Raw genomic sequence first — 18,055 nt, forward strand, 5'->3', positions numbered from 1 at the left:
AAAGACCGGACAGGACATGAGCAGCAATCCCAAACTCGAGGATAATCTCCGCGCGGCAATTCTGGCCGAGCCCGACGTCGTTCTGGACGACAAGGACCTGATGCAAGCCCTTGTGGCCGCGAACGAACGCGCCCGGGGTGATAATGTGATCGATCTGCGCGGCATTGCCATGCAGCGGCTCGAGGCGCGGCTGGACCGGTTGGAAGATACCCACCGCTCGGTCATCGCTGCGGCCTATGAAAACCTTGCAGGCACCAATCAGGTACACCGCGCGATTTTGCGCTTGCTGGAACCCGTCGAATTCGAGGATTTCCTGCGTGCCCTTGGCGCCGATGTCGCAAATATCCTGCGGGTTGACCATATCACGCTGGTTCTGGAAACCACCGTGGTTCAGAACGATCCTGCCATCGACAGGCTTGGAGGCGTTCTGACGATCGCAGAGCCCGGCTTCATCAACCAATACCTGACCAATGGTCGCGGCGGCCCTGTCCGCGACGTGACCTTGCGCGAAACTCATCAGCCGAACCGACGTGTTTTCGGCGCGCTGGCGGATCAGTTGCGCTCGGAAGCCTGCCTCAAGCTGGACCTCGGTCCGGGTCGCCTGCCGGGCATGATCGTCATGGGGGCCCGTGATCCGCGGCATTTCACGCCGCAACTCGGCACCGATCTTCTCACCTTCTTTTCCGGCGTATTCGAACGCTCGATGCGCCACTGGCTGTCGTGAACCTGATCTCACCCGCTTGCCGCGACGCGCTCCAGCACTGGCTGGACACTCTGGGCGCGCTGGCGGGGCGGTCCCAGAACACCCAGACCGCCTATCGCGGCGATGTCACCGAGTTTTTGTCTTTCATGACCCTTCATCACGGGGAACGACAAGGGTTGAAGGCGCTGGAACGGATCACCGTCTCGGACATGCGCGCCTGGATGGCAGATCAGCGCAGCGGGGATATCGGCGCGCGATCCCTTGCGCGCAAACTGTCCGCCGTCAAAAGCTTCTATCGTTGGCTGGCCGAGCGAGAGGGATTTGAACCCACCGCCGTTCTGTCGACCCGCGCGCCCAAATTCACCAAGAAACTGCCCCGCCCTCTGGCCGAAGACGCCGCGCGCGCCATGATTGACACGGTCGAGCTGCAATCTGTGTCCGACTGGGTCGCGGCCCGTGATGTTGCGGTTGTCACGCTTCTCTATGGATGCGGCCTGCGGATATCCGAGGCCTTGTCTCTGACCGGTGCAGACGCGCCCTTGCCCGAGACATTGCGCATTGTCGGGAAGGGCGACAAGGAACGGATCGTTCCGGTTCTTCCAGCCGCCCGAGATGCGGTTGACCGGTATCTTCAGCTTTGCCCCCACCAGCAAGCGAAGGACGCAGCCCTGTTCCGGGGCGTCCGTGGCGGCCCTCTGAACCCGCGCGCAATTCAGGGCGTCATGGCTAAGGCACGGATGCAATTGGGGCTGCCATCAACCGCCACACCTCATGCCATGCGGCACAGCTTTGCCACCCATCTGCTTTCCGCCGGAGGAGATCTGCGGGCCATACAGGAACTGTTGGGGCACGCCTCATTGTCAACCACACAGACCTATACCGCAGTGGATACCGCTCGGCTGATGGAGGTCTACAACCGCGCGCACCCCAAGGCGTGACCGATACATCGAACAGAAACCTCGGGCTTTTGGTTTGCATCTCTGGCGTGCATCGGTCATGACCCTAACATGACACTCAGATTCAAAGCTCTTGCCGTACATCTCTTCACTGCCACAGGTGCTGTTTTCGCAATGCTGGCCATGCTGGCCGCCGTGGAAGAGAAATGGAGCCTAATGTACCTTTGGCTGGTTGTATCTTTCGTTGTTGATGGCATCGACGGTCCGCTGGCGCGGCACTATCACGTCAAAAAGAACGCGCCCGAGTTTGACGGCGTCTTGCTGGATCTGATCATCGATTATCTGACCTATGTGTTCATTCCAGCCTTTGCGCTGTTCAAATCCGGATTGATGGATGGGTGGACCGGCTGGTTCGCAATCATTGTCATCACCTTCGCCAGCGCGATGTATTTCGCGGACACTCGCATGAAAACCAAGGACAATTCCTTTTCCGGCTTTCCCGGATGCTGGAACATGTTCGTTGTCGTGATCTTCGCGCTTGAACCCAATTTCTGGATCATCCTGCTGCTGGTCACACTGCTGTCGCTTGCGATGTTTCTACCTTTGAAGTTCGTTCACCCCGTGCGCACCGAACGCTGGCGCAGTGTGACCTTGCCGGTCGCCCTTGCGTGGACGTTCTTTGCGGGCTGGGCCGCATGGGTCGATTTTCATCCCGAAAGCTGGGCACACTGGGGTCTGGTCATCGCCAGCCTGTACCTGACATTTGCGGGTATCGCACAACAGGTCATTCCGCAGCGCCGTACCTGACACGAGCGCTGCCGGACCGCGTTTAAAGAACGTCCTGAACCTCAAATTCAGTACCGTTATGGGTAAAGACGTCACCCGCTCGCAGACCGGCCATGGCCAGATAGATCGGGCTTTGCGTCGAAATCCCCATATATGTATCTCCACCCACCTCAAACCGGGTCGTCGAAACACAGACGACAAAGCTGCGGTTGTTGAACCTGATCACCGATCCCGGCCTGACTGTATCGGTCACACCAAAATCGGTATTCTCGATCACATCGATCTTGGCATGATGCGCATGGACAGGCGCGTCAAACGCAGCCGCCAGATCGGCATTTTCGCGCGATGCGGCTATGTCATCCTTGTCGTGGCCTTCCCGGTCGTCCAGTTGGGCATCCTTCAGAAACGCATCGTAATGGGCCTGCGCCGTTGCAAGCTCCTCCGCCTCAAGCGACATCAACCGGTCGATAATGGCCTTCTTCTGGACTGCGCGATCATTTTCAGTGCTCATTCAATGCGATCCTTCAAATTCAGCAACTGACATAAGTTGTGCTTCCCCGGACCGGATTGCAACCGAATTTCGAGGCTTAGATCAAAAGACCCGCCGCCCGTTCATGCCGCAGCAGTGCAACCTTTGTCTCGATTCCGCCGCACCCGGAAAACCCGCCCAGCCCATTGGCGGCCAGCACTCGGTGGCAGGGAATAATAACGGGGATCGGGTTTGCCCCGCAGGCCTGACCGACCGGTTGCGCCGGTTGCCCCAACGCCTTGGCGATATCCCCGTAGGTGCGCGTTTCCCCAAGGGGAATGGCATATATGAGATCACAGACCTGCCTTTGAAACTGCGATCCATAAATACGGTAGGGCAGATCGAAGCGGTCAAGCCGACCAGCGTCATAGGCCATCAACTGCGCCGCCGCCTCGCGCAGCAGAGCTGTTGGTTCGCCCTCGTCCTCGCCGTCCCAGACCAGCCGCGTGAGGGCACCATCGGTTTCCTCGATCCCGAGTCTTCCGAACTGAGTTTCAACTGCAATCATCGCCATGGGATGACGGTTTCAGATCAATCCTCCAAGTTCAAGTGGCGAAGCCATGGGGGCTGCGCGACGCGCGGATTTTGTGAATTGCGGTAATCATGTTAGCCTACTTGCATTGTAAAAAAGAGTTTTGGAGCATGAGATGGGTCGTCATTTGATCCTGACGGTTCATGGAATTGGCGAACAAATACCCGGTGAGACCGTCGATCAGGTCGTCGGGGCCGCGACAACCTGGCTGGATGGCTATCCCGAACCGCCGATTGAGGTTCAGCGCGGGATGATCGAGCTGGCCGAGACAACCTTCGACGGCACCCCCCGAAGCGCGACATTGTTCCCGGTCAACCTGCGCAAGGTGACGAAACCGTCAGCACCGCAGGACGAGGCCATGTTTGCCGAAGTTTTCTGGGCAGATCGCTCACCCGCCCCGAAAGGTGTCATTAAGACAGCGTTGGACCTGATCTGGGTTGTTCTCGCACTGGGTTATCTGGCGATGGACAATGCCGAACAAACGCATAGCCGCGCGGATGTGGCCTCGGACCAAGCCAACGGCAGGAACACTTTGGCCGCGCGGCTGGTTCACCTTTTTACCTGGGTTTTCTTCGGTGCAGTCGCGACCCTGAATGCCTACCTTCTGATCGGAGCGCTCGCCGTGATGGTCGATCGCGTTCCCGGGATCTTCTTTCAAAGCACGATCCTGCTGTTCTGGCTCTTGTTCACGCTTTACGCCGGAGGGGCCGCATACGGACTAAGGCGCAGCTTTAAAGCCCCGACCTATCTGAGGCGCGTATTCTGGCGCGGCATTTTCGGGATGGGGTTCTTGCTGCTGATCTGCTTGATCATAGGTCCGCTTGGTCTGGAAATCCGGGCCTGCACACCCTTGCCGGGCAGCCCAGCCTGCCCTTCGGCGCTGGAGCAGTTTGTGGCTTTTCAGGTCTACCTGCTGGCGTTTTTCTGGGCTTCACTGATCTTCATGACAATCATTTTGTACGTGCTTTCTGCGACCAGGCTTGATGAAAAGGTTCAGGCAGACAATCTGAAAGAACACAGACGGCTGTATCCCAGCGTATGTGCTGGGATGTTGGTGTTCTGGATGTTCTTTATATCCGGGTTGTGGCTTATGCTGCGGGAAATGCTCGACACGGTTCCGGGGCTTTCGGATGGAAAACTGACCGGTCTGTTTGACAATTTCCTCAGTGACTCCATCGAAACGCTCAGCGTTGCCTTTGCGGCAATTGTCCTTCTTGTGTTTGTCGGTGTTGGCCTGTTTGCCGGTCGCAGAAGGCTGAAGGCAAACCTGCATGTCCGCGACGGGCTGATCAGCCGCGCCATCCTCAATCGTTTTGCACAATGGGTCTTTTTGTTCGGTGCAATCACGCTGGCCCTGGTCGCAATCCGAGAGATCGCGATGAGCCAGCACGTCGATCCCCTGTGCCAGATCGGAACGGACAATTGCAACGTGATTGGCCTGGTTTTGAACAAGCTGGCAAGCAAACAGGGCGAGATTGGCCTGATCGTCCTGGGTGCAACAGCATTGATGTACCGCTTTTCCGATTTTGTCGCGGCAGGGCTGGGCGTGGCAAGAGACATCGTCACCTATGCCATTCGCGACAAGTGCTTTCTGAAAGCGGACCTTAAAACCAGGCTGCGCAATTATCCGGATCGCAAGGCGATTGATGAACGGTTTTACCGTGCGCTGCATTACGTGGTGGATATCTTTGCCGCGGACCACATCACGGTGATCTCACATTCACAAGGCACCGTGATTGCTACACAGATGCTGGCTGATCCACGCGTGCAAAAGCTGAATGACGGGCGCACCCTGACGCTGATCACGATGGGCTGTCCTGTGACCCATATCTATCAGCGCTATTTTCCGGAGATGTTCACAGTTGTTCCCAAAAACCTGAACGCCGCATGGATCAACATCTTCCGGCAGGATGACTTTGTAGGGACCGAGATTGAAGGCGGGCTGATATCCGTAAATCGCAACATCCCGGTCGATCCTGGTGGGCACACTGGATATTTCACGGATTATCAGGTCTGGAAGGCCCTGAAGGACCCAGCCATTGGCTTTGACCTGTTTAATCCGACACCGCAGTCCGTGCAGACGTGAAACGAAAAACGCCCCCTCGGAAGATCGAGAGGGCGGTTTCCATCAGCTTAGCGCTTCATCGCAGCGTCGGCAAACTCCGGCGTGGGCGTGGCGGCCCACGTCAGGAAGGATTTTCCAACAGCGCTGACACTTCTCGCCTTCGGCCTTCTCGAACACGACGGCAACGCCTTCGATTTCGGGTACGCGGAACGCTTCGGCCGGGGCCGGGTCGCCGGTCACAGTCAGGCCTGACGTGATGCACAGATCGTCCACGTCAAAGGTCACCAGCAGATCAAGGGTTTCACTGTCCTCAACATGCACAATCGGAGCTGCTTCGAGGCTGGAGCCGATCACCTTGTCCTGACGCTGGATCTCAAGCGCGGCCGTCACTGCACGGCGTACACGGCGCACTTTGGCAACAGCCTCTTCCAGTTCGGCAAAACGCCAATCCGCAGGCGTTTCCGGGAAGTCGACCAAATGGACCGAGCTATCTTCGCCCGGAAAGCGCTCCAACCAGACCTCTTCCATGGTGAAAACCAGAACCGGTGCAAGCCACGTGGTCAGGCGATGGAACAGGATATCCAAGACCGTCCGCGCGGCACGACGGCGCGGCGTGTCGCCGTCACAATAAAGTGCATCCTTGCGAACGTCGAAGTAGAAGGACGACAGGTCAACCGTGGCAAAGGTAAAGACCGCGCTGAATACGCCCTGGAAATCGAAAGACGCATAGCCCTTGCGAACCTGCTCATCCAGATCGGCCAGCCGGCTGAGCACCCAGCGTTCCAGACGCGGCATGTCTTCAATCGCAACGCGGTCGGCCTCGGTGAAATCCGCCAGCGAGCCCAGCATAAACCGCATAGTGTTGCGCAGACGGCGATAGCTGTCGGCGGTGCCTTTCAGGATCTCTGGCCCGATCCGCTGGTCGGCCGTGTAGTCGGTCTGTGCCACCCAAAGGCGCAGGATATCGGCGCCGTACTGCTTGACGACCTCTTCCGGTACGATGGTGTTTCCCAGCGACTTGGACATCTTGTTGCCCTTGGCATCCAGCGTGAAACCATGGGTCACGACGTTGCGATAAGGCGCGCGGCCTTTGGTGCCGCAGGCCTGCAACATGGATGAATGGAACCAACCACGGTGCTGGTCGGTGCCTTCCATGTAGACGTCGGCGATACCGTCCTCGGTCCCATCTTCGCGGTCGCGCAGAACAAAGGCGTGGGTCGAGCCCGAGTCGAACCACACATCCAGCACGTCAAACACCTGATCGTAGTCATCGGGGTTGGCGATGCCGTCTAGGATTTTCTCTTTGAACCCGTCGGTGTACCAGATATCCGCGCCGTCTTTCTCGAACGCCGCCTTGATACGCGCGTTGAGGTCTGCGTTGCGCAGCAGGTAATCCGCATCGGTGGGCAAGGCACCTTTCTTGGTGAAGCAGGTCAGCGGTACGCCCCACGCGCGTTGGCGCGAGAGAACCCAGTCCGGGCGCGCTTCGATCATCGAATAGAGGCGGTTACGGCCGGTCTGCGGCGTCCACTTGACCAGTTCGTCGATTGAGCGCAGCGCACGTTCGCGGATGGTGTCCCCCATCTCACCCATGCCGTCATCCAGCTTGCGGTCAACGGATGCAAACCACTGCGGCGTGTTGCGATAGATGATCGGCGCTTTCGAGCGCCACGAATGCGGATAGCTGTGCTTGATCTTGCCACGCGCCAGCAACCCGCCGACCTCGGCCAGCTTGTCGATGACGGCTTTGTTCGCGTCACCCTCACCGCCCTTGCGCGACAGGATGAACTTGCCACCAAAGAACGGCAGATCGGCACGGAACGAACCATCATCCATCACATTGTAGGTGATGACCTGCTCCAACATGCCCAGATCGCGATAGAGTTCGAATTCCTCCATCCCGTGCGAGGGCGCGCAGTGAACGAAGCCTGTTCCTTCGGTGTCGGTTACAAAGTCGGCAGCGCGGAAGTCGCGGATATCGTCCCATTCGCCATTGCCACCTTCGGCACCGGCCAGCGGGTGGGTCAGTTGCAGACCTTCAAGCTCGTCAGTGGCGACATCACGTACGCGGGTCCACTGATCGTCGTTCAAACGGGCACGACCCAACACATCTGCGGCCAGATTGTCAGCCAGCAGGAACCTGTCACCCACATTAGCCCAGCATTCCTCAGGCGCGCCGGTGACTTCGTACAGACCGTAAGAGATGTCTTTGCCATACACGACTGCCTTGTTCGACGGCATGGTCCAAGGTGTCGTCGTCCAGATCACGACGAATGCATCATCCAGATTACCCGCGTTCACGACCTTGAACTTCACCCAGATGGTAAAGCTTTCCTTGTCATGATACTCGACCTCGGCTTCGGCCAGCGCTGTCTTCTCGATGGGCGACCACATCACGGGTTTCGAGCCCTGATACAGCGTGCCGTTCATCAGGAATTTCATGAATTCGTCAGCAATCACGGCCTCGGCATGGAAGTCCATGGTGATGTAGGGATCAGGCCAGTTGCCGGTGACGCCCAGACGTTTGAACTCTTCCCGCTGGATGTCGATCCAGCCTTCGGCGAACTTGCGGCATTCCTGACGGAAGTCGATGATGTTCACCTCGTCCTTGTTCTTGCCCTTCTTGCGGTACTGTTCTTCGATCTTCCATTCGATCGGCAGGCCGTGGCAGTCCCAACCGGGCACGTAACGCGCGTCGAAGCCCATCATCTGATGGGAGCGCACGATCATGTCCTTGATCGTCTTGTTCAGTGCGTGGCCGATATGCAGGTGGCCGTTCGCATAGGGGGGGCCGTCGTGCAGAGTAAAGGGTTTGCGGCCCGTTTTCTCGCGCAAGCGGTCATAGACACCGATGGTCTCCCACCGCTCCAACCATGCGGGTTCGCGTGCAGGCAGGCCCGCGCGCATGGGAAAATCGGTTTTTGGTAGGTTCAGCGTTTCTTTATAGTCAGGCGTTTGAATCGTGTCGGCGCACATTTTGAGCGTCCTTTGGATGATCAGGTCGTACTTGGATCGAAGCGGTCGGTGCGAGTTCTCAAACACCTTTGCCCGGCGTCTCAGAGGGTCAGAGCGCCGGGGATATAATTCGAATAATGATGGCCGTCCGGTCATACATGGCCGCGCTTATAAGACGCCTGCCTTCAATGGTCCAGAGGTTCCGGCCCATGCGGCGAATGGCGCAGCTTGGCCCAGCGATTCAGCCATGCCAGACCAGCGAGCCCAAGCCCCAGCGCCAGCAGTGAAAACACCCGGATCAGCCCACCCAGACCGGCAATATCGATCAGGAAGACCTTGGCCACCGCCAGCCCAATCACCACCAGCCCCGCCTTGCGCATCGCATCCGAACCACGTGTCAGAGATTGGTAGAACAGCACCGCCCCGACCAGCAGCAGAACAAGGGTATATGTATAAAGCTCGGGCTGCGTGACGCCGTTGCCTTCAAACATGCCTGCTGCTCCCTGCCAGACATGGCGGATGGTCAACCCAAACCACACGGCAATCAACGCGCCCGCAATGGCGTAGCTTGCCAGCCTGATCTGCTTTGGCATGTCCCTGATCCGCCAGGCCGAGAATCCAATGGTCAGTGCAGGCACCAGATAAGCAAGGACAAGGGTGTTCAGAAACGGTGGGCCAAGCACCGGGTCGGCGTTGGGGTTCAACAACGGGTTTTGTTCGGTCAACGCCAAGGTCAGACGGAACAAGCCATGACCGGCAAAGAACGCCGCCAACGCGTACCGGGCATAATTCAGCTTGCCGCCCAGCCCAAACCTCTGAACCTGAGCAAAGGCCAGCAGCAGCCAGATGACCGCCAGCAGGCCCAGACCCCAATGGCTGTTGTCGGCCCCGCCTTCACCGAAACCTTCAAGCCACCGCAGTAGCAACAGGGACAGCAGAATGCCGCCCGTCGCCCATGCCGCGCTTTCCAGCAGCAGTGCTGCAACCGGCCGCAGCAAGGGACGCAACAGCCACCAGCCAGCCACGAAACCCAATGTGGCCGTGCCATAAACCATCACCATTTCGGACACCGGGGCCGCGTTGGCCCAGTCCAGACCCGGGTCAAGCACCAAGCGCACGGTGACGGCGAAGACACCGGCCCAGATAAACCAACTCATCTGCGGCAAGGTGAATCTGCGATCCAACGCTGCTGCTGCGACGACGCTGGCCACCAGCGCAATCGTCAGCGCGGCCGAGCTGAGCACGATGACGCAGGCAAAGACCAGACAGGACAGCGCCGACAACGTGGCCAGAGCAGCCCGCATCCTGACCTCGCCGTCGGCGCGACCAAAACGCCCGGCCAGAAACACCATCAGAACTGCCAGGACAATCGCGTGTAGGGCCCAGACGTACGCACCGATAACCGTGGCTGGATGCCAGCCCAATTCCAAAGCGATGGCCAGCGCCGGTGCAAAAATCACAGCCCCCCCGGCCCAGATTGCGCGAAACTGGTTTGCCCGGAATGACCGCCACGCCATCAAAATTGACATGAGTGCGCCCAAAGCAACCAGCACGGTGGCCACCATCGGAAAGTCGGCCTCGGGCGTCTCGGCATAGGTGTCGGCGAAGCTGCGCAGAACCGCGCCGTATTCCAGCCCGTGAGAGGCAACAAAAACCACAAGGCCCGTCGCAGGTAGCACGGTCAGATCCTGAAGGGCTGGCGCATCCTTGGCCCACAAAAGCAGCGCCAGAAGCAGGGCGGACAGCAGGCAGACACCCAGCCAGAATTCAGCTGCTGAGTCTGCCCAATGCCAGGACAGGATTGCAGTGCTGGCCGCAATCGCTCCGGCTGCGAGCCGAGTTGGAAACTCGGGCCACGGGCGGGTTCCGGGGGTGCTGATCACCTGAGACATCATGCGCCCTGCATGATTCGGCCAAACGCGCCGCACCGGAATGGCCGTTGCCAGAAGCGCCAGCACTGTTGTCGCAACCAGATACCCCGGTTCCGTATTCGGTGCGCCACTTATCAAAAGCAGGTTTGCCGCATAAACGCCGACCAACGTCAGAACAGAAATCCATGCCCAGCGCCGCACCGTGTCGATACCCAGCCCCAAAACGGCAACCAAAAGAAAATAGGCATAGAGCCACGAAGGATCGTCAGATGCGCCCCCAACCAAAAAGGGTGCGGCAAAAGCTCCGATCAGTCCAACCGCAGCCAGCAGCGGGCCGTGGAACCACCCCAGAACAAGACCAACAAGCGCGATGACAACCATACCTGCCAAAGCTGTCTCGGCCCCGATCAGGCCATAGAGCTGCCGCGCAGACAAGATGGCCCCGAACAAGGTGACAAGACCGGCCCCGGAAAAGACCGATGGCAAATAGGCAGTGGCCACCGCTTCGTCATCCCCGAACCTGCGGCGCAGAACCTCGCCCCCGACAATCAAAGCCGAACCAAAACCAAGAGCGGCGAAAACGCGGGCCACCGGAGGTAACAATCCGTTCTCAACGCCATATTGCACGAGGAAAATACCGGCCAATGCCAGCGACAGGGCCGAGACAGCGTAAAACCAGTTCTCACGCAGCCACGCGCCCAGCGCGGCAAACCGGTCATGGCGAAATACAATTGCAGGCGTAGCGGCGTCGGTGTCTACATCTTCGGCGCTTTCGTCTTCCTGTCGCTTTGGCGCGGCCCACGGCCCTGGGCTTTGAACCTGTTCCTCTGCCACAGGTTGCGGTGACGGTGCATCTTGTTCCGGTTGCAGCGATGCCGGTGCATCACGCGACACCAACGCATTGATCTGCGCTTCCAGTTGTTCGACCCGGCGACGCAATCGGGAATGCCCGACCAGAAGGGCAATCAATGTCACCGGGATGGCCAGAACAACCAGGCCAATAAGAACAAGCAGCGTTTCCAACCGAGTCTCTCCGATCCGTAATTTCGGCCAAGCTATCTTGTGCTGTCGGTCAGCAACAGTCAGGAAAGCCGTGAGAAAGTCTAAAGCACAGAAATCGCCGGGCGGGCGATCATCAGCCAAAGGATGGTCAAAACCGCCAGAAACGCAGGAACCCCGCAGGCGAACCAGAACCGAAACAAGCGGTAATACTCCGATGGCAGTTGCGTTCCCTGCTCTGCCGCCGTTCGCGCGTAGTCCCGCAACCGGATTTGGACCCAAACCACCGGCAACCAGAACAGGCCCGTCAAACCATAAAGCACCAGAGACAACACAATCCATCCTTCACCCAAATGCCACCCGATCTGCCAGGCAAGCAGCGCTCCGGTCACCGGTTGCAGGATGACAGCGGTCGTGGTGAACAGAAGGTCACCCAGCACCACCGTACCCGCCGTATGGGCGATGACGCGCGGGTCGTTTGTCCGGTGCGCGATCAGCATGAAAAAGGCGATCCCTGCCCCGGTTCCCAGCAGCACACATGCACCGATGACGTGCAGCCATCGCAAAATCAGTTCAGGGTCCATCATCGGCTCTCAAACAAGGGCAGCGCCACAAGCGACAGGATCATCGCGGGCAGGATTTTCACCAGCGGCCCCAGCGGGTCCAACCACAAGTCCGGCATCGTGATCGAAGCGGCGATCAGGTAGAACACGGCCACGGTTAACTGCGCCACGCAGGCCCGCGCCGCCCATGGGCGCCACAGGATGGCCAGTCCCAGCGCTATGTCGATCAGGGACCAGAACACAACGCTGGTCACCGCCATGGCGGATGACCACCCTGCTTCGACCAGCATGCCAGAAGCCGTGGATAAACCCGCCAAACCAAACAGGCCCGACAGCAACCAGAACAGGCTGAGTGTTGCAACGATCAGCGGCATCAACAGCGTCATCCGAGCGGTCAACCGATGCTCGCGCGCGCAAGGCAGCTTGGCGTAGACATCAGGCAAGGCGGCAATCCCGCGCCCGGCCGCTGCACGATAGTGGCCGGGGTCGCCAACCACGCCATCCGCCATGACCGTCATCGCCGTGCTGCGCAGCGGAGACCGCCAACCCAACCGGGCCAGACAGTCCGCCATGGACGCAACGGCTTTTGTCAGGACAGGCGGCAGGACCAAATGAAAGCGCGCGGCAGGAAACCCGAGCCACTGCCGCGTGCAGCGCACCACGTCCGACAAACTATGCGGGATATCCTCGACCAGATCGTAATTACCCTGCGGTAGGCGACCGGCAACGGCGGCAATCACGACGTCACACAGGTCGGGCATCCCGATGCATTGAACGGGTGTATCGGGGTAAGCCAGCGGTTGAACAAAAGGCACGGCAGCCAGCATTCTCAGCAACGCCGTTCCCCCATAATCCGTTTGCCCGATAACTAGCCCCGGCTTCAGGATCCAAAGTGTTACGCCCGATGAACGTAAAGCGGCATCTCCGCGCGCCTTGCTGCGCAGGAAATGCGTGCTCGCGTCCGGCTCTGCCCCGATTGCCGAGATCTGAACAACGCTGATGCCACCTTTAGCGCAGGCCTCTGCAAGGGCTGTGATTGCTGAATGGTGCACCGCTTCAAGGTTGTCCTGCGCGTTATCCTGCAAAACCCCCGCGCAATTCACCACGACATCGACGTTGGCCAGCAGGTCCTGCCAGTCTTCCTTGTGCAACAGATCTCGCAAATCGCCCTGTTTCAGCGACACCCCCGGCAGGACCTTTGCCCCTTGCTCAGGATTGCGCCCCATGCCCTGAACCGTGGCACCTGCGGCTGACACTGCCCGCGTGACGGCGGCGCCGATGAAGCCATAAGCACCCAGAACCAAAACGTTCTTTCCAGAAAGCTCGTGATCTGCCATTAGCCTTTGCACCCGTTTTGCGCCACTCTACCTATCCGGGAAGCTTTGACCAGTCGCGACTACCGAGCTGCGACATTTATGGATGGAACAGAGACCCGACGAGATACGCGATCAGTGCCGCCGAACCACCGATCAACAGCGTTTCGATACCTGATCGCCACCAAGCCGCCAACGACCACCGGCTTTTGAATGCTCCAATCGCAAAGAAAACCCCCAACGTCATCCAGATCGACATCTCAAAAGCGTTCTCCACCGACGCTAAAAACGGCAGCAGCGGGATCATCCCGGCCACAAGGAACGCGAAAAACGTGGCCAACGCGGCTTTCATCGGATGCGGGTCTACACTGCCCAGCCCATATTCACCCTCGATCATCAGGTTGACCCAATGTTCGTGGCTCGACGTGATCGCGGCGGTGGCTTCGTTCAGAATTTCCCCTGACAACCCTTTTTGTGACAGAATTTCACGGACCTCCTCGCGCTCGCCGTCGGGGTAGAGTGCGATGTGGCGTTCCTCGATCGCCCGAATGCGCCGTATGTTGTCAAGTTCGGCCTTCGTGCCCGAATAGTTACCTGCGGCCATGGAAAACCCGTCCGCCAGAACGTTTGCCAGACCAAGCGCCACGATGACAAACGGGGAAAGACCCGCCCCCGCGACACCGGCGACAATGGCAAACGTAGTGACGGAACCGTCAATGCCGCCATACACAACGTCGCGCAACACGCCACGCCCGGGCGGAGCATTGATCCGGTCGGCGATTTCCTGCGGACTGTGACCGTGATCCGTCATGGCTAGCTCCTTTTTCACAGGCAGAGTGCCGAAGGGAGTGTTCTGACGCTTTGCTCTGGATCAACCCTTGGAGAATAGACCCTGCAAGGCTCGCTTGATGATGCCCCGCGTGGAGGGTTTGTGGCGTTTTGAGAATGGTAACGGGCGGCAGACTTCCATCGCGGCCACGCCCACTCGGGCGCTGAGCGCACCGTTGACCAGACCTTCTCCGAACCGTCGGGACAATTTGCTGAGAACGGATCCGCCAAGAACAGGTTCCAGCAGATCGTCACCAACGGCCACCGCCCCAGTTGCGACCAGATGCACAAAGACGGCACGCGTCAGACGCCAGCTTCCCAACGTGCCAGCCCGCCCCCCGTAGATTTCCGCAATGCGACGGATCATCCGCAGGGACGCAGCCAGTGCCGTTACAACATCCGCCAGTGCCAGAGGGACCAGAGCGGTCACGGTGGCAACCTGCCGTGCCGCGGCCTCAACCTCACGGCTGGCGGCGGCGTCGAGCGGGGCCAACAGCTCATCCTCGGCAAGGACTATAAGCGCCTCGGCATCGAACTGTTCTCCCATACGCTCGGACAATCGCTCACGACCCCAGCGGGTATCCCCGCGCCCTTTGTAGAATGCTATGATGCGATGTGTGACGGCACGCGCCTGAGCCAGGTCTTCATCAGCCAATGCAATATCCGCTGCACGGCGCATCCCATCAACACGGGACAACCGCCCCAAAGCCGCGAGCTCGCGCAGCGCGATGATCACCGCCACCAGAACCAATGCAGCCAACAGTCCGGCAACGATCCAACCCAATACGGGCGTCCGCTCCACCAGAGAGGTTGCAAAATCCCAGGCAGCCACCGATATGGCCGCCCCGACCACCGAAAGCGCAAGCCCCCAGAACCAGCGCGCAAGGGCCGAGGGTTTGCGGGCCGCCAGTCGGGCCGCGCTTTGCATCGCCTGCCCTTCAGGCGGCACAATATCCGGCACCGGTTTTGCCTGCGCGACATCAGCAGCGGGTTCATCATCGTCAAGATCGATCAGAACCGGACCTTTAGCCATTTGTCGCATCCCTGCTGTGCCAGACAAACCTTATGTCCGGCAGGTTTTCATCGTTTTCTGCCCCATCGCTGCGCGCCACCTCGGCAAAGCCGTTTCGCTCATAGAACCGACAGGCACGGGAATTATCCTGAAACGCGTATAAGCCCAGCCGCCGCTGGCTTGATTTCGCGTGACCCAGCAATTGCTGACCAATCCCCTGCCCCCGAGCTTGCGCATCCAGATAAAGTGAATGGATTTCACCACCATTCAGCGCCAGAAACCCGACCACACCTGTCTCTGCCTCGGCCACAGTGACCCAATCCTGATCAATCATCCGGCCGCAAAAGGCGATGGTTTCAGCACAGCTGTGCAGTTTGGGCATCCAGTCGTTTTCCAAGGCGAAGCCGTGCAGGATCGTACCGATTGTACCGGCATCTGTGGTGCGTGCGGGGCGCAGTGTCGCGATCACAATCTGTCTCCGATCAGAAACTGCGCCGCACGATCCAGTCGGATATGCGGAGGGCCGTCACCGGGTTTCAGGGTTAGTTTTGCCGGGGCAAAGGCCATGAACCCATAGTCTTCGTTCAACCAGCTCTCCGCTCCATTTCGCGCCGGACCCAACAGATGCGCCGGATCCTCGGGCAAGTCTCCGGGATAGAAAGCGGCCTGTTTGCCGCTGTCCAACAAAGTACCACGCACGCATGGCAGATCGGTTCCGTCGTGGCTGCGAATCTCTTCGGTCGTTGCACGCAGCGATGCCAGAGACAGGGCTGCGGTCCGGGCCCCGGCGAAATTCGCACGATCGCGCGCCTCGCGCGTCAAAGCCTCGATAATCGCGGTCAGGCGGGGATGTTGCGTGTGGTGCAGGTGGTCCGCTTTTGTCGCTGCAAACAGGATGCGTTCGACCTTTTTGCCCAGCAAAAGCTGGCTCAGCCATGCGTTCCGGCCCGGACGAAAAGCCGACAGGATATCGGCCATCGCGCGGCGCATATCTTCAACGGCCTGAGGACCCTTGTGAATTGCGCCCAGCGCGTCAACCAGAACCACCTGCCGATCAATCCGCGAGAAGTGATCCCGAAAAAACGGTTTCACGACCTGAGATTTATAAGCTTCAAACCGCCGTTCCATCTCGCGCTGAAGGGTCCTGCGCCGCGACGAGCCAGTGATTGCCAGCGGTGCAAAGGTCAGCACCGGAGATCCCGCCAGATCGCCCGGCAGAAGGAAACGTCCCGGCGTACAGTCGTAAAACCCGGCATCGCGCGCTGCGTTGAGATAGGCGGTGAACGACGCGGCCAGAGCTTGTGCGGCAGGTTCGTCGTGCCCTACCGACGGGTCTGTATTTTGGACCAGCGCCAGATACGCGGCAGCCTCCGCACGGGTCTCGATCCGTGCCAGAGTTTCCTGAGACCAGTCTGCGTAAGATTTGTCCAGCAAGGCCAGATCCAGCAGCCATTCGCCGGGGTAATCGACGATATCCAAATGGACCGTGCGCGGCCCTTGCAACCCGGCAAGCAGCCCGGCGGGACGGGCCTTGAAGGACAAACGCAATTCAGACACCGCACGCGTGCTGTCTGGCCAGTGCGGTGTCGGTCCCGTCAGGGCAGACAGGTGCGATTCATAATCGAACCGGGGCACAGTGTCATCCGGCTGGGGTTGCAGAAAGGCGGCATTGATCCGCCCCTCCTGCTGCGCAACAAGCCCGGTCATACGGCCCCGATCCAACAGATTGGCAACCAACGAAGTGATGAATACTGTTTTGCCGGATCGTGCCAGCCCGGTGACACCCAAACGGATGACCGGCTCGAAAAATGTCTCGGACACGCTGTCGCCGATACTTTCGACGCCACGCGCAAGACTGTCTGCCAGTGAAGAGATGACCAATCCGCCGCCCCGCAATTTTCCTTTTACCCAAGATAGGTAGCGGTCGCGGCACATACCAGCGCTTTCGCCCCCTTGCCCGATCCTGCGCTGCGCTGTACCAGCGGCACATGCCCAGATATGCGTTGAAAGTTGAATACCAGGGGGAGCCGTTTGCCGGATGGCAGCGGCAAAAGGATCAACCATCCGTGCAAGGTGCCATCGAACAGGCGCTTTCCCGAATTCAGCCGGGCGGCCACACAATTGCCGCAGCAGGGCGCACAGACGCCGGTGTTCACGCTCTGGGGCAGGTTGCCCATTGCGACATGGCAATGGAATGGGACCCGTTTCGCCTGTCTGAGGCGCTGAACTATCATCTCAAGCCTCTTCCAGTGGCTATCGTTAAGGCCGCCCCAGTGGCCGAGGATTGGCACGCGCGGTTTTCAGCGGTTGAACGGCAATATCTGTTCCGCATCCTGATGCGCCGTGCGCCTGCAACCCACGACCGGGGACAGGTCTGGCAGATTAGCCACCAGTTGGATGTTGACGCCATGCAGGAAGGGGCAAACATGCTGCTGGGCCGGCATGATTTCACCACCTTTCGGTCCTCCATCTGTCAGGCGGCCAGCCCGGTCAAAACCCTTGATGAACTGCGCGTTGAACGGGTCGAGGGCTTTTCCGGCCCCGAGGTTCATTTCCACGTGCGCGCCCGGTCGTTCCTGCACAATCAGGTGCGCAGTTTCGTTGGCACTCTGGAACGTGTCGGGGCGGGAGCGTGGACCCCGGACAACGTGCGTGAGGCTTTGGAAGCCACCGACCGCGCTGCCTGCGGGCCGGTATGTCCGCCGCAGGGGCTTTATCTGGCGCGGGTCGGATACCCGGAACCGGTTTTCGACTGATCTAAACCGCGCGCAGAAGCAACCCGCCTGCAATCACCGCAATTGTAAGTCCTGCCACCAGTTCGATGCTGGGTGCCAAAATCGACGCAAAGCGCGTGGCCGAAGCCGAAGCCAGCAGCCCGCCGCGCAGACCAAAAGACGTCCACCCGACCAGCGTAGTCACAGTCGCCGTGCCAAGCGCCATGGCAAAAGCACCCGCGATCCCCACCATGGCGATGCCCATTTGCCACGTCAGGATCAGTACAAA

Annotated in this window: 15 protein-coding genes and 1 pseudogene; 5 read left to right on the plus strand and 11 right to left on the minus strand. The window is 59.4% G+C overall.

The genetic code is table 11. The features are described from left to right. Window positions 1-16: 16 nt before the first annotated feature. The 3 genes from AC2FLZ_RS04895 (at window position 17) to AC2FLZ_RS04905 (ending at window position 2,406) form a co-directional block, all read left to right on the plus strand. Window positions 17-724, plus strand: coding sequence for a DUF484 family protein (locus AC2FLZ_RS04895; protein ID WP_480473743.1), 708 nt, complete (start codon window positions 17-19; stop codon window positions 722-724). Continuing rightward, window positions 721-1,641: a tyrosine recombinase XerC gene (locus tag AC2FLZ_RS04900; protein ID WP_480518800.1), complete on the plus strand. Its 921-nt coding sequence runs from the start codon at window positions 721-723 to the stop codon at window positions 1,639-1,641. The genes AC2FLZ_RS04895 and AC2FLZ_RS04900 overlap by 4 nt, the downstream gene beginning before the upstream one ends. A 69-nt stretch (window positions 1,642-1,710) precedes the next feature. Then, window positions 1,711-2,406, plus strand: a complete 696-nt coding sequence (locus AC2FLZ_RS04905) for a CDP-alcohol phosphatidyltransferase family protein (RefSeq protein WP_480518798.1) — start codon at window positions 1,711-1,713, stop codon at window positions 2,404-2,406. A gap of 22 nt (window positions 2,407-2,428) precedes the next feature. Here AC2FLZ_RS04905 and AC2FLZ_RS04910 read toward each other — a convergent pair whose 3' ends face one another. Together AC2FLZ_RS04910 and AC2FLZ_RS04915 are read right to left on the minus strand one after the other, a co-directional pair. Next, on the minus strand, window positions 2,429-2,896 hold the full coding sequence (locus AC2FLZ_RS04910) for a hypothetical protein (protein ID WP_480554497.1): 468 nt from the start codon (window positions 2,894-2,896) through the stop codon (window positions 2,429-2,431). A 76-nt stretch (window positions 2,897-2,972) separates the two neighbouring features. Continuing rightward, window positions 2,973-3,428 carry a methylated-DNA--[protein]-cysteine S-methyltransferase gene (locus AC2FLZ_RS04915; protein WP_496881891.1) on the minus strand — a complete coding sequence of 152 codons (456 nt, stop codon included), beginning with the start codon at window positions 3,426-3,428 and terminating at the stop codon, window positions 2,973-2,975. 133 nt (window positions 3,429-3,561) lie between these two features. On the opposite strand from AC2FLZ_RS04915, the gene AC2FLZ_RS04920 reads away from it, so the two are divergent. Beyond that, on the plus strand, window positions 3,562-5,532 hold the full coding sequence (locus tag AC2FLZ_RS04920; protein ID WP_496881892.1) for a hypothetical protein: 1,971 nt from the start codon (window positions 3,562-3,564) through the stop codon (window positions 5,530-5,532). A gap of 42 nt (window positions 5,533-5,574) precedes the next feature. Here AC2FLZ_RS04920 and ileS read toward each other — a convergent pair whose 3' ends face one another. From ileS to AC2FLZ_RS04960, 8 genes are all read right to left on the minus strand, one after another. Then, a complete protein-coding gene (gene ileS / locus AC2FLZ_RS04925; protein ID WP_480554500.1) occupies window positions 5,575-8,487 on the minus strand; it encodes an isoleucine--tRNA ligase in 2,913 nt (970 codons plus the stop codon). Window positions 8,488-8,651: 164 nt separating this feature from the next. Next, the gene (locus AC2FLZ_RS04930; protein ID WP_496881893.1) at window positions 8,652-11,360 is read right to left on the minus strand and encodes a DUF2339 domain-containing protein; all 2,709 of its coding nucleotides are present in this window, start codon (window positions 11,358-11,360) and stop codon (window positions 8,652-8,654) included. A gap of 80 nt (window positions 11,361-11,440) precedes the next feature. Then, window positions 11,441-11,920 (minus strand): DUF2269 family protein, encoded by a 480-nt coding sequence (locus AC2FLZ_RS04935; RefSeq protein WP_496881897.1) that lies wholly within the window; start codon window positions 11,918-11,920, stop codon window positions 11,441-11,443. Then, entirely contained in the window at window positions 11,920-13,236 is a 1,317-nt protein-coding gene (locus AC2FLZ_RS04940) for an SDR family oxidoreductase (RefSeq protein WP_496881894.1), read from the minus strand. The genes AC2FLZ_RS04935 and AC2FLZ_RS04940 overlap by 1 nt, the downstream gene beginning before the upstream one ends. Before the next feature lie 76 nt (window positions 13,237-13,312). Further along, window positions 13,313-14,023: a VIT1/CCC1 transporter family protein gene (locus tag AC2FLZ_RS04945; RefSeq protein ID WP_480494812.1), complete on the minus strand. Its 711-nt coding sequence runs from the start codon at window positions 14,021-14,023 to the stop codon at window positions 13,313-13,315. A 60-nt stretch (window positions 14,024-14,083) separates the two neighbouring features. Next, on the minus strand, window positions 14,084-15,073 hold the full coding sequence (locus AC2FLZ_RS04950) for a YcjF family protein (RefSeq protein WP_496881895.1): 990 nt from the start codon (window positions 15,071-15,073) through the stop codon (window positions 14,084-14,086). Continuing rightward, on the minus strand, window positions 15,066-15,521 hold the full coding sequence (locus AC2FLZ_RS04955; RefSeq protein ID WP_480473754.1) for a GNAT family N-acetyltransferase: 456 nt from the start codon (window positions 15,519-15,521) through the stop codon (window positions 15,066-15,068). The genes AC2FLZ_RS04950 and AC2FLZ_RS04955 overlap by 8 nt, the downstream gene beginning before the upstream one ends. Then, on the minus strand, window positions 15,518-16,933 hold the full coding sequence (locus AC2FLZ_RS04960; protein WP_480605037.1) for a YcjX family GTP-binding protein: 1,416 nt from the start codon (window positions 16,931-16,933) through the stop codon (window positions 15,518-15,520). The genes AC2FLZ_RS04955 and AC2FLZ_RS04960 overlap by 4 nt, the downstream gene beginning before the upstream one ends. Window positions 16,934-17,040: 107 nt before the next feature. On the opposite strand from AC2FLZ_RS04960, the gene truA reads away from it, so the two are divergent. Next, window positions 17,041-17,808 (plus strand): tRNA pseudouridine(38-40) synthase TruA, encoded by a 768-nt coding sequence (gene truA / locus AC2FLZ_RS04965; RefSeq protein ID WP_480518784.1) that lies wholly within the window; start codon window positions 17,041-17,043, stop codon window positions 17,806-17,808. Between the two features lies 1 nt (window position 17,809). Here the strand turns inward: truA and AC2FLZ_RS04970 are convergent. Further along, window positions 17,810-18,055 (minus strand): annotated as a pseudogene (locus AC2FLZ_RS04970) (hypothetical protein); the annotation flags it as partial.

The organism is Ruegeria sp. YKSF131 (genome assembly GCF_059612645.1).

What these genes read in the sequence shown, in the direction of transcription:
- AC2FLZ_RS04895 (WP_480473743.1), top strand. Translation starts at nt 17, where the DNA reads ATGAGCAGCAATCCCAAACTCGAGGATAATCTCCGCGCGGCAATTCTG.
- AC2FLZ_RS04905 (WP_480518798.1), top strand. Translation starts at nt 1,711, where the DNA reads ATGACACTCAGATTCAAAGCTCTTGCCGTACATCTCTTCACTGCCACA.
- AC2FLZ_RS04910 (WP_480554497.1), bottom strand. Translation starts at nt 2,896, where the DNA reads ATGAGCACTGAAAATGATCGCGCAGTCCAGAAGAAGGCCATTATCGAC.
- AC2FLZ_RS04915 (WP_496881891.1), bottom strand. Translation starts at nt 3,428, where the DNA reads ATGGCGATGATTGCAGTTGAAACTCAGTTCGGAAGACTCGGGATCGAG.
- AC2FLZ_RS04920 (WP_496881892.1), top strand. Translation starts at nt 3,562, where the DNA reads ATGGGTCGTCATTTGATCCTGACGGTTCATGGAATTGGCGAACAAATA.
- ileS (WP_480554500.1), bottom strand. Translation starts at nt 8,487, where the DNA reads ATGTGCGCCGACACGATTCAAACGCCTGACTATAAAGAAACGCTGAAC.
- AC2FLZ_RS04935 (WP_496881897.1), bottom strand. Translation starts at nt 11,920, where the DNA reads ATGGACCCTGAACTGATTTTGCGATGGCTGCACGTCATCGGTGCATGT.
- AC2FLZ_RS04940 (WP_496881894.1), bottom strand. Translation starts at nt 13,236, where the DNA reads ATGGCAGATCACGAGCTTTCTGGAAAGAACGTTTTGGTTCTGGGTGCT.
- AC2FLZ_RS04945 (WP_480494812.1), bottom strand. Translation starts at nt 14,023, where the DNA reads ATGACGGATCACGGTCACAGTCCGCAGGAAATCGCCGACCGGATCAAT.
- AC2FLZ_RS04950 (WP_496881895.1), bottom strand. Translation starts at nt 15,073, where the DNA reads ATGGCTAAAGGTCCGGTTCTGATCGATCTTGACGATGATGAACCCGCT.
- truA (WP_480518784.1), top strand. Translation starts at nt 17,041, where the DNA reads ATGCCCAGATATGCGTTGAAAGTTGAATACCAGGGGGAGCCGTTTGCC.